This is a genomic window from uncultured Campylobacter sp., assembly GCF_938045465.1.
Classification (GTDB): Bacteria; Campylobacterota; Campylobacteria; order Campylobacterales; family Campylobacteraceae; genus Campylobacter_B.
Window position 1 is genome coordinate 1 of sequence record NZ_CALIBF010000006.1, and the last position, 10,463, is coordinate 10,463.

Genomic DNA, 10,463 nt, shown 5'->3' on the forward strand with positions numbered 1-10,463 from the left:
TACGGACGAGTTTGTAGATTATCGTCTGCGTGCCGTAGGGGCAGGTCTGTGTCACTACAACGGTATCGCGCTGCCCTAGCTCAAAATCATATTTCGCGTCGTCGCAGACATCTTGACCGCCGATTATCGGATCATAGTCCAAGCAGCCTACCTCACCTTCGCCAGCAGATGCTTCATCCTGCATGAGCAAGGATCTGAAAGAAGCCGATAGAGCATTTTTGTGATCGCCGAAATAGGTATTCTTGATATATAGACTTTTTACTAGGCTTATTCTGGCGTCGTCCGCGGAATTTTTTGCGCTATTAGCATCGCTGCCGCTTGCTGATAAAATCGCACAAATTATAAAAAATAGAGCTTTTTTCACTTTAACCCTCTTATTTTAATGATTTCAGATACTCTTCGTAGAATTTGTTTAGATCCTCATCCATTGCGGAGATATCTTTTCTGCCGTTGCAGATGCAATCTTCCAAAATTTCGATACGTTTGATGAGATATTTGATAAGCTCCTGGCTGATATCTGGAATTTTATTATGCGCCAAAGGATCGCTCTCGCAGCTTCCTAAAATTCTAGCCGGCACTCCCACGGCGGTGCAGTTTGGCGCGACGTCCTTTACGACGACGGAATTTGCGCCGATTTTGGAATTTTCGCCGATGGTGATGTTGCCTAGCACTTTAGCTCCTGCGCCTACTACGACGCCGTTTTGCAGCGTCGGATGGCGCTTGCCGTGCTCTAAGCTCACGCCGCCGAGAGTGACGCCCTGATAGATCAGACAGTTATCGCCGATGATCGCCGTTTCTCCGATGACAAGCCCCGTAGCGTGGTCAAAAAACACTCCTCTGCCGATCTGCGCGCCCGGGTTTATATCTACGGCGGTGATTATGCGGGTAAGTCCGCTGATCGCGCGAGCTACAAGCTTAAAATCTCGCTCGTAGAAAAAATGCGCGAAGCGATAATTTATTAGCGCCCAGACGCCGGGATAGCAGAAAAATATCTCAAATACGCTATTGCATGCGGGATCCTGGCGCATCGGCTCGGTGAAGTCCTGTTTTAAAATTTGCCAAAAACTCATTTGATAGTCTTTAAATAGCTGTTGTCGTTTAAAAACAGATATAGCTCGCCCAGGATATGCTTTTTCTCTTTATCTCCGATAAGATTTGATTTTTCGACGCGCTCATTTAGGCTTTCGCGGATATCTACTACGTCGTAGTCCATATCCTCCAAGATGTCGATGACCGATTGAGATTCAATAAAATCCTTGATCTCAAAGCCGCCGTCATCGTGCAAGATCACGGTCGCTTCGGTGGGGTGCGCAAAGAGGTTATGGCTCATGCCAAGTACCTCCTGATAGGCTCCGACAAGAAAAAAACCCAAAAAGTACTCCTCCTCTTCGGGATCTACGTCGTGCAAAAATAGCGGATTTTTTTGGCTGTCGAATTCTATCTCGCCGTCGCTATCGCAGGTGATATCCCAGATCGACGCCGATAGCGTGGCGCGCTCATCCAGCCTCTCTAACGGCATGATCGGGAAGTGCTGCTTGATGCCCCAAAAATCGGGCAAGCTTTGAAAGATCGAAAAATTTACCAAATAGCGCTCTTGAGCGTTACCTAGGGAGTTTAAGAAATTGCTGTATTCTTGCTTGTTGCCTAAAATTCCATACGCCTTTCGCATTATTAGATGAACCAAAATTTCGCCGTTTGAGCGGTCGATCAGATCGACATATCCCAGATCAAAAAGGGTAAGCACGCTCTCCATGTGCGACATAGCATCGTGCAGATACTCTAGCGCGTTGGAGGGTTTTAGAGTTTTATACAGATCGTATAGCTCGGCGACTACCGGCGGATTATCCTTTTTTAAGGCGAGCTTTTCTTCTGTGTATTCTTGGGTAAAAAGCTCCAAAATCGGCGCCACGAGCACCGCGTGGCTAGCGGCTACGTATCTGCCGCTCTCGATAAAAATATCGGGCTCGGCCTCTTTTTTATCCTCTGCGATCGATTTTAGCAAAAAAACCACGTCGTTAGCGTATTCTTTTAGCGTATAGTTGCGGCTGGAGCTTTCTTTGGCTTGGGAGTATTCGATAGCAAGACCTCCGCCTAAATTTATGGATTTTAAATTTTTCGCACCCATTTTGCGAAGCTCGGTGTAGATATTGCCCGCCTCGATGAGGGCTTTTTTGAGCGGATGGATCTCTGTAATCTGCGAGCCGATATGAAAATGAATCATCGTAAACTGCTCGATGAGGTCGTTTTTCTTGAGTAAGTTTATCGCCTCTATAAGCTCGGTCGAGGTAAGGCCGAATTTAGAATTTATCCCGCCGCTTTTCGCCCACATACCGCTTCCGGAGTTATGCAGCCTGATGCGAAGCCCGATGAAAGGCTTTGGCGCAAAGCGCTCCTTAGCCGTTTCGATGATGGTTTCAAGCTCGTTTAACCCCTCGATCGTAAGCGTTACGTTATGCCCCATCTCTGCGGCGATGAAGCCGATATTTATAAGCTCCTTATCTTTAAAACCGTTTACGGTAATCGGCGCGCCGTAGTTATTATACGCCATCGCTAGCAGCAGTTCGGGCTTGCTGCCGGCCTCGAGTCCGTATCCGTAAGGCTCGCCGATATCGACTAAATTTCTAACGAAGCCCGGGAATTGATTTACTTTAAGCGGATAGACGGCGTGGAATTTTCCCTTGTAATCAAACTCCTTAATAGCGCGGTTAAAATTTGAGTAAATTTCGACGATCTGCTTTTTGATGAGATGCGGGAAGCGCAGCAGTATCGGGCCTCGCACGCCGTCTGCGCGGATCTCTTTTATGATATCTACCAAAGGCTGCTTGAAATCGGAGTTTAGGCATAGTTTGCCGCCGTCTATCGTGAAGTTGGAATTCCCCCAAATATTTAGTCCGTAATCGCTCATGCTCTATCCTTAAAAAATGCTTCGACCTCTTTAAATTTGATCGCAAAGGTGGTTTGATCCTCTAAATTTTTACACCACACCTCGGCGCGATCAAACTCGTCCTGCCCGATACAAAGGCAAAATTTAGCCTCCGCCCCGTCGGCTGCTTTTAAATGCTTGGCTAGGCTCTTGGGCTCGTATGAAATTTGAGTTTTACAAAACTTTCGCAGCTTTAATGCAAACGAAAATGCCGTGCTAACAAACACTTTATCCAGCGCACCGATATAAATCCCTTCGCGCTCTTGAGGGGCTTCGCGCGTTTTTAAAATTTCGGCTATTCGCTCGATGCCGATCGCAAAGCCCACGCCCGCCGTCTTTCTGCCGCCTAAAAACTCCACCAGTCTGTCGTAGCGCCCGCCGCCGCCTACGGCGCTTTGCGCGCCAAGCTCGCTTGAGACGAACTCAAAGGCGGTTTTACAGTAGTAATCAAGTCCGCGTACGAGCTTCGGATCTATTTCAAATTTTTGCCCGTTTTGGGTTAAAATTCTTTGCAGCTGCGTAAATTCCGCGGCGCAGGCGTCGTTTAAATTTTCCGTTATAAGAGGCGCGGCGGCTAAAATTTTCTGGCAGCTCTCGTTTTTGCAGTCCAGCACGCGGATCGGATTGGTGTCGATGCGCCTTTGGCAGTCCTCGCAAAGCCTGTCCTTGCGTTCTTGCAAGAAATTTACGAGCTTGGTTTTATACGCCGGCATGCATTCCTCGTCGCCTAAAGAGTTGATTTTAAGCGTTGCGGCGACATTTAGCTCGCATAAAATTTGAGCTAGCATCAAAATCACGCTCGCGTCCTCATAGACGCTACTTTCGCCGAAGCACTCGACGCCGAATTGATGAAACTCGCGCAGACGCCCCTTTTGCGGGCGCTCGTAGCGAAACATCGAGCCTTGATAATAAAATTTATGCACGCCGCCGCTGCGGTCTAGCTTTTTTTCGATAAAGGCGCGCACGACGCCCGCGGTGCCCTCGGGGCGCAGGCAGACGCTATCGCCGCTTTTGTCGCTAAACTCATACATCTCCTTGCCGACGATGTCGCTGCTCTCGCCGACGCTGCGGCGAAATAGCGCGGTCTGCTCGAGTTTGGGAGTTTCGATGAGGCAAAAGCCGTAATTGCGCGCCACGCGCTCGCACATGCTTAAAATTTGCGAGTAGATGCGCGCCTGTTCGTCCAAAATATCGTTCATACCGCGAAGTGCCTTGATCATCGATAAAATCCTTTGTGAAATTTTAAAATTTTCAAATTTTTGCGGCGATTATAGTTAAATTTTCCTAAATTTTAAGCCCTGCCGTTGCCGCTTCGTATCGATTCTGCTTATTTTCATCGCGCGCCGCGATGATTTTAAAATTTCAAATTTATTCTTAAAATGCGGATTGCGCGATCTTTGAGAATTATTTTAAACGATCGGCGTTTATAAAATTTACGGCGCGACGATCGGCGTAACGGCTGCTAATATTGCATTCTGAGAGCTTGCAAATACAGCGCCAGGCTTATAAAAACAGCGCGCCGCTGTGTTTAATGTATCCCGCATTGCGAAGCGGTTTGATTTTAAAATTTAATTTGAAGTGCGCCATGCGAGCTTGCCGCACGCTTCGTAAATTTAAAGCGCTACGCAAAATTTTAAATTTTACCGCGGCGCAGATCACGCGCCGTTTCGGCTTAGGCGTCTATCTTAAACCGGCTAAGCTTGGCGGTAAAATTTCTACTTCGCCGCCTTGAAGCTCAAGAATTCCTCGTAGCGGCGATCGATGATCTCTTTGATCTCGGCGTAATTTTGCGGCGAGTTTTCTATGTAAAAATAGGCGTTGTCGAAGTTTTTATCGCCGAATTTTCGCGCGACGAAATCGTCGTAATCTTGCAAATACCAGCCGTGCGTTTTGGCAAATTTCGTGCGGTCCGTGGTGTAGTAGGCCTTCGCAAAGGCCTTGCCCGCGGTGTTTAGCTCGTCGCTGCTTAGCACGCCATCCATGGCGTCAAAAAAATACCGGCGATAATCAAAGCTATCGTCCATCCGCGCTATATCGTCTGCAAAGTCCGCCGCAAAGTCCTTGGAGTAGAGCTTGCGCTCCATGCACCAGCGGAAGAAAAACGCGATGTGCGTCGCGCCGTTTTCCTGCGGGATACCCTCCGGCGCGTTTTTCGCACCCCAGTGCCATTTTGCCTTGTCGTAGGTCACGTAAGCCATTTTGCTCTCCTTTTTTTGGACTTTAAGTTGCATAAATTTTAGAAATTAAAAGCAAACGACGCTTGGTAAAGCTCTAAATTTTATCCGCTGTAATCTACGCCGTGAAATTTCAAATTTTATATCAGATCGCTCATTACCTTATAATCGCATTCGCTTCGTAAAATTTTGCCGCGGCTAAAATTACGTTTAAATTCTATCGCGCCTCGTAGAATTTCACGCGCCCCGTCCTATGTCTTTTAGTCGCTGCTTTGCCGCAGCCGTTATGTCCTCTTCGTAATCATACCACGCAAACATCGCGCCGTGCTGCACCGAGCCGCCGAGCAGATCGCCTCCTTGGCGGTTTTTCAGATCGATATTTGCGACCTCAAATCCGTCCAGCGTCGCTGCGAACTCGCGCAGGCGCTGCGGCGGGGATTTGAGCTTGGTGTAGAGGTAGCAGCGCCCCGCCTGGCCCTTGCGTCCGACCGCGCAGCTGATGAAGCGACGCGAGCCCCATCCGCTCGGCACCCACGATTAAAATGACGCTAAGCCGCGGCAGCGAGATACCCACTTCGACGATCGTTGTGGTTATCAGAAGTCGCCCCTCGTCGCGGAAGCGGCGCAGGATCTCCTCTTTGTCCTTGTCGCTGCCGTGAGTGATCAGCACGTCCCCAAACTGAGCCTTCCAAAACGGCGCCGCCTCCTCAAGGCTTTGATAGACCGAGCTTTCGCTTTGCTGCACGAGCGGATAGACGATGATCGCTTGATTGCCCGCGGCGAGCTCGCGGCGCAGATCCTGCATAAAGCCCGCAAATCCGTCGTTTTGCAAAATTTTGGTTTTGATCTGCTTTTCAAACGGTAGCTGTTTTAAAAAGCTAAAGCTCACAAGCTCGGACTGGATCATGCTTAGCGTGCGCGGTATCGGCGTGGCGCTAAACTGAATGAAATGCGCGCGAAACTCGCCGCTCCCCGTGAGGCGCGCGATCTTTTCGCGCTGGTTGGAGCCGAAGCGGTGCTGCTCATCGACCATTATGAGATTTGACGGCGCGAGCTCGTGGTAGAGCAGGGCGTGAGTGCCGATGATAAGGTGCGCGTCTGCAAAATTCGGCTCGCGATCGCCGCTTTTTACGAGTAGGACTTTGATCTGCGGCGGCAGCAGACGGCGCGCCTCGGCGTAAATCTGCTCGGCCAAGATGCTCGTAGGCGCCATCAGATAGCTGATGCGCGGGTAATTCATCGCCGCGCTCGCGAGGATCACGAGCGTCTTGCCGCTGCCTACGTCGCCCATTACGACGCGGCGGCGCGCCAGAGGGCTTTGCAGATCGCTAGCAATGTCTTTTATCGCTCTCAGCTGATCGCGCGTAGGCTCAAAAGGAAGCGAGGCAAGCCAATCCGAAATGTCGTGCAGCAGGTAAATTTGCGCAGGGAAGCTCGTTTTTTTCGCGCTTAGCTTTTGCAGATAGTTTAGAATTTCTACAAATTTCAGCGTGCGTAAAATCGCAGCACCGCTCATCGGTGCGGCGGCTACGGCCCGGACGGCCTCGGCGGCATGGACAGTTCCAGTATAGCTTGCAATTTGAGCGATTGTATGTATGGCGGTCGTAGCTTGGGCGGCTGCGGTCTGGACAGTTTCAGTTTGATAATGCGTAGGTTGCACGGCACAATCGCGCGAAGCGCTCATCGGTGCGGCGAGCGCGTCCTGAACAGCCTCGGCAGCGCTTGCGGCCCGAGTGATCGTAGGCTCTGCGGTTGCGGTCTGCGCGGCTATTACCGTCTGAAGATTTTTGATTTGATCGCAGGCAGGCTGCGCGCCCGTAGCTTGTGCGCTCAAAGTTTGGATGGTCGCGGCTTGCGCGCTCGCTACTTGGCTTGAAGTTTGGATTGATGCGGGTTGCATACCTGCTTCTTGAGTTTGGGGGGTTACGGGTTGCAAATCTGCGATTCGAACGTCTGAAGTTTGAACCGCTGCGAGTTGCGTATCTACGCCTTGGGCGCTTAAATTTTGTTGTGCGGCCTGCTCAGCTATATACTGCGCGATTACGGCATGCTCTAGCATGGGTTGCGCGGTTGAAGCTTGAGCGTCTGCTGGCCGTGCTGCTGTTTGGGCGATGGATACTAGGTCGTTTGAAATTTTATCGCCGCTTACAGCTGCATCATTATTGGCTTTGAGGTTGTTTGAAATTTCATCTCCGCGCGCCTTTGCGCCGTATGCGGCAAGAAAATCAGTGCCGCTTTGGACGTCAAAATTTTCGTCGTTATAAATCTCTGCATCGTGCGCTTGACGCTCTTTGCCGTCTAAAATTTCATCGCTCGCAATCTCGCCGTCGCGGAGGCTCGGGAGAAGTGAAGTCTCCGCGTCCTTTAGAATTTCGTCGCTTAAAATTTCATTCGCCGCGTCGCGCTTTGCTTCGCAGGCAAGAGCTCTGTCGTTTTGAGGATAGTTTGAAATTTTACCCCTAAAAATTTCATCATTTTGCGATCCGTCCTTTAAAATTTCAGCGGCGGCGGGGCTTTGCGAGTTTGGAATTTCGCCGTTATCTGAAATTTCGTCGTCATTTAAAATTTTGTCGTTGCTTGAAATTCCGCCATTTAAAATTTCATTGCCGCCCGGAATTCTGCCGCTGTTTGAAACGTCGTCGCGCTCGCCGAAATTTTCTGCGCCGCCCTCCTTGAGCTGTCTATTTAGCGCGGCTAGCATTCGCACGCTGCGTGGCGAGCTTTCATGTAGCGCGAGCAGTACCGCCGCCTCGTCCGCGCGCAGCCCACAGCCTAAAAGCGCGGACGCGCTTAGATATTTTTTGATCAGCTTTTGCGCCGCAGCGTCGCTCAGCGCGGCTTTGTATTTGGGCGCGATCCTGCCCGGCTCGCTTACGATTTTTGGGTTTACGAACTGCCACGAGCCGAAGCTTTCGTCGCATTTGCCGTGGATGAAAAATTTTTTGCCGCGCTTAAAGGCGCCGAAGTGCCAGCTTTTGGCGTTGAAGATGACGATTTTGATCTCGCGCTCCCAGCTGAGGCAGTGCGCCGTGACGATGAGCATCGAGCCGCGCCTGTGCTGGAAGAGGCACTCGACCTCCGCCGTGCTCTCGCCCGCGCAGGGCGCATCCCCCACGCTTAGATCGTCGAAGCTTTTGGGCAGAAGCAGCGCCAGATCCAAAAGCGTCGTAATGCCCGCCTTTTGCAGCGTCGCCGCGTCTTTTGCTTCAAAAATCAATTTTCATCCTTTAAATTTGATAGGCGCTTAAGCCCTCGCGCTACGAAATTTTATGCGCCGCATCGAACGCTTGCTTAAATTTGCTCGGAATTTCACCCATTGCGGCAAATTTGCTTGCCGGCTGCGCCTGTAAAATTTTACTCGTTTGCGCGCATTTTGTTTGGCAGCCGTGTTTTTGCGGCGTGCACCGGGTTTTAAAACAGAGTGCGATCGCTTTTGAAATTTCACGGCGCGATTTGCAAACGGCAGGCAAAATCGGACTTTAATTTTGCGTGCTGAAATTTTACCGAGCCGTACACGGCGCCTTTAAATTTAACCGCCCCTATAAGGCTCGCAAATTTAATCGCTTCCGCAAAGCCCCGCAAATTTTAGCGCGACGCAGGCGCGGCTTTAAATTTAAACGCACAAGCTGTCCGTAAACGCAGCGCAAAAGTAAAATTTAGCGCCGCCCGCACCGCTTTATAAATTTAAAATTTATCCAAATTTTAGGCTGACCGCAGATACGCGCCGCGATTGGCTAAATTTTAAGCCCCTTTTTCGCGGCTGCCTCGTCGCAAATGACGGAAAAACTTAGGTTTATGATCTCATCGTGCGATCTAATGAAATCGTTGAGCGCCCCGAGTTTTAGCGTCTCGATACGCTTTAAATTTCGCTCGAACTCGCCGAATGCGTAGCCCTTGTAATACTCGCTCTGCGCGATCGCCGCGCGCTTAAACATCGTCTCTTTTTGTAGCACGGCGCTTCCGATCAGGAATTTTTTGGCGCTTTTTAGCTCCGCTTCGCTCACGCCAGAGGCGATAAATTTCGCGATCTCCTCTTTTACGAGCGCGGCGGCGTTTTGTAAATTTTCGTTTTTGGTCTGCAGATAGCCCCAAAACTCGCGGCGGCTAAGCTCAAAATCGCCGCGCGCATAGACCGAGTACGCAAGCCCGTGTTTAACGCGGATGCGCTCCATCAGTCTGCTGCCGAAACCGCTGCTTCCAAGCACGAAAAGCGCGGTGTTTGCGATGAACTCCTGCTCCTTTGGCAACGCAAAGGGCGCGCCGAAGTAGATGTAGGCTTGCTGCGTCTGCTCCTTTTGGATCTTTATTTTTTTTGCATCGCTCGGCGTAAAAAACGGCAGCTCGCGCTTTTCTCCGCTTGCAAAAAGGCTCAAAATTTCCGCGATTTTCGGGTTTTTATCGCTCACGTCGCCGCATAAAACGACGTATAAATTCTCTAAACTCAGCGAGGCGAAAAACTCCCGCACGTCCTTCATCGTGATCCGCTCTATGCTCGCCTCGTCGCCTATGAGTGGCCGCTCGAGCCTCGTGCGCGGATACAGAAGCGCTTTTAGGTTGCATGTCGCGATGTAATCAAACTCGCTTTTTAGCACGGCGATCTCGCCTATGGTTTGCATTTTTAGCTTTTGAAGCACCGAGGGCGTTAAATTGGGCTCTTTAAGCAGCTCTCGCAGCATGTCTAGGCCGAAATCGAAGTGCTCTTTTAGGCAGTTTAGTTGGACGCCGAAGGTCTCAAAATTGCTCGCGGCGCTGATCTCGACCGCGCGGATATCGAGCTTGCGGTGAAATTCGCTCACTCCCAGCGTCTTTGAGCCCTCGCCCAAAATGCCCGCGCAGATGCGCGCAAGGCCCAGGGTCTTCTCGCTCACCGCGCCGCTTGCTTTAAAAATTAACTTGAAGCTCGCCACCGGCAGCGAATCGTCGAACTGATACAAAAAGTCGATTTTAGCGCTCTTACCGCCTTTAGCTTTAAGTGAAATCTCTTTTTTTTCCATCGTTTTCCTTTATAAAATTTTTAAATTTCATCGCTTTTACAGGCGCGGTTTTAAAATTTTGACGCAACCGCGCCGCCTTTAAAATTTGCACCGGGGCTAGTTTTTAAAATTTCGCTAAACGAGTTTTCAAAATTTTGTTCAAACTCGCTTCTAAAATTTCACGCTAGGGCAGTTTTGCCCGTTCTGCTTAAAATTTTAAAATTTAATCGCACCGCACGTTTTGTAAAATTCCAGCGCCCGAAACAGCGCGCCGCCGCAACGCATTCTAGCTACGAGGCGAAATTGTCACAGCGCATTTGCGGCACAAAACGAAATATCCGCGCCTAAACGGGGGCGCATGCTGCTGCTACCAAATACGCAGTTCTGCGGTAT

7 protein-coding genes and 1 pseudogene are annotated in these 10,463 nt (G+C 50.2%); 1 reads left to right on the forward strand and 7 read right to left on the reverse strand.

The window, feature by feature from the left end:
• The 4 genes from Q0413_RS00260 to hisS form a co-directional block, all read right to left on the reverse strand.
• A partial coding sequence (locus tag Q0413_RS00260; protein ID WP_298986101.1) for a hypothetical protein occupies positions 1-364 on the reverse strand: 364 nt, incomplete at its 3' end.
• Between the two features lie 10 nt (positions 365-374).
• Positions 375-1,070, reverse strand: coding sequence for a serine O-acetyltransferase (gene cysE, locus Q0413_RS00265; protein ID WP_298986103.1), 696 nt, complete (start codon positions 1,068-1,070; stop codon positions 375-377).
• Positions 1,067-2,905 carry a biosynthetic arginine decarboxylase gene (gene speA, locus Q0413_RS00270; protein WP_298986105.1) on the reverse strand — a complete coding sequence of 613 codons (1,839 nt, stop codon included), beginning with the start codon at positions 2,903-2,905 and terminating at the stop codon, positions 1,067-1,069. Before speA ends, cysE begins: the two co-directional genes overlap by 4 nt.
• Positions 2,902-4,143: a histidine--tRNA ligase gene (gene hisS / locus Q0413_RS00275; RefSeq protein ID WP_298986106.1), complete on the reverse strand. Its 1,242-nt coding sequence runs from the start codon at positions 4,141-4,143 to the stop codon at positions 2,902-2,904. Before hisS ends, speA begins: the two co-directional genes overlap by 4 nt.
• A gap of 248 nt (positions 4,144-4,391) precedes the next feature.
• Between hisS and Q0413_RS00280 the strand changes: the two genes are divergently transcribed.
• On the forward strand, positions 4,392-4,655 hold the full coding sequence (locus Q0413_RS00280) for a hypothetical protein (protein ID WP_298986107.1): 264 nt from the start codon (positions 4,392-4,394) through the stop codon (positions 4,653-4,655).
• Here Q0413_RS00280 and Q0413_RS00285 read toward each other — a convergent pair.
• The 3 genes and pseudogenes from Q0413_RS00285 to Q0413_RS00295 form a co-directional block, all read right to left on the reverse strand.
• Positions 4,639-5,121, reverse strand: coding sequence for a hypothetical protein (locus tag Q0413_RS00285; protein WP_298986109.1), 483 nt, complete (start codon positions 5,119-5,121; stop codon positions 4,639-4,641). The genes Q0413_RS00280 and Q0413_RS00285 overlap by 17 nt on opposite strands.
• Positions 5,122-5,334: 213 nt before the next feature.
• Positions 5,335-6,586 (reverse strand): annotated as a pseudogene (gene recG, locus Q0413_RS00290) (ATP-dependent DNA helicase RecG); the annotation flags it as partial.
• Between the two features lie 2,245 nt (positions 6,587-8,831).
• On the reverse strand, positions 8,832-10,091 hold the full coding sequence (locus Q0413_RS00295; RefSeq protein ID WP_298986111.1) for a pitrilysin family protein: 1,260 nt from the start codon (positions 10,089-10,091) through the stop codon (positions 8,832-8,834).
• Between the last annotated feature and the right edge of the window lie 372 nt (positions 10,092-10,463).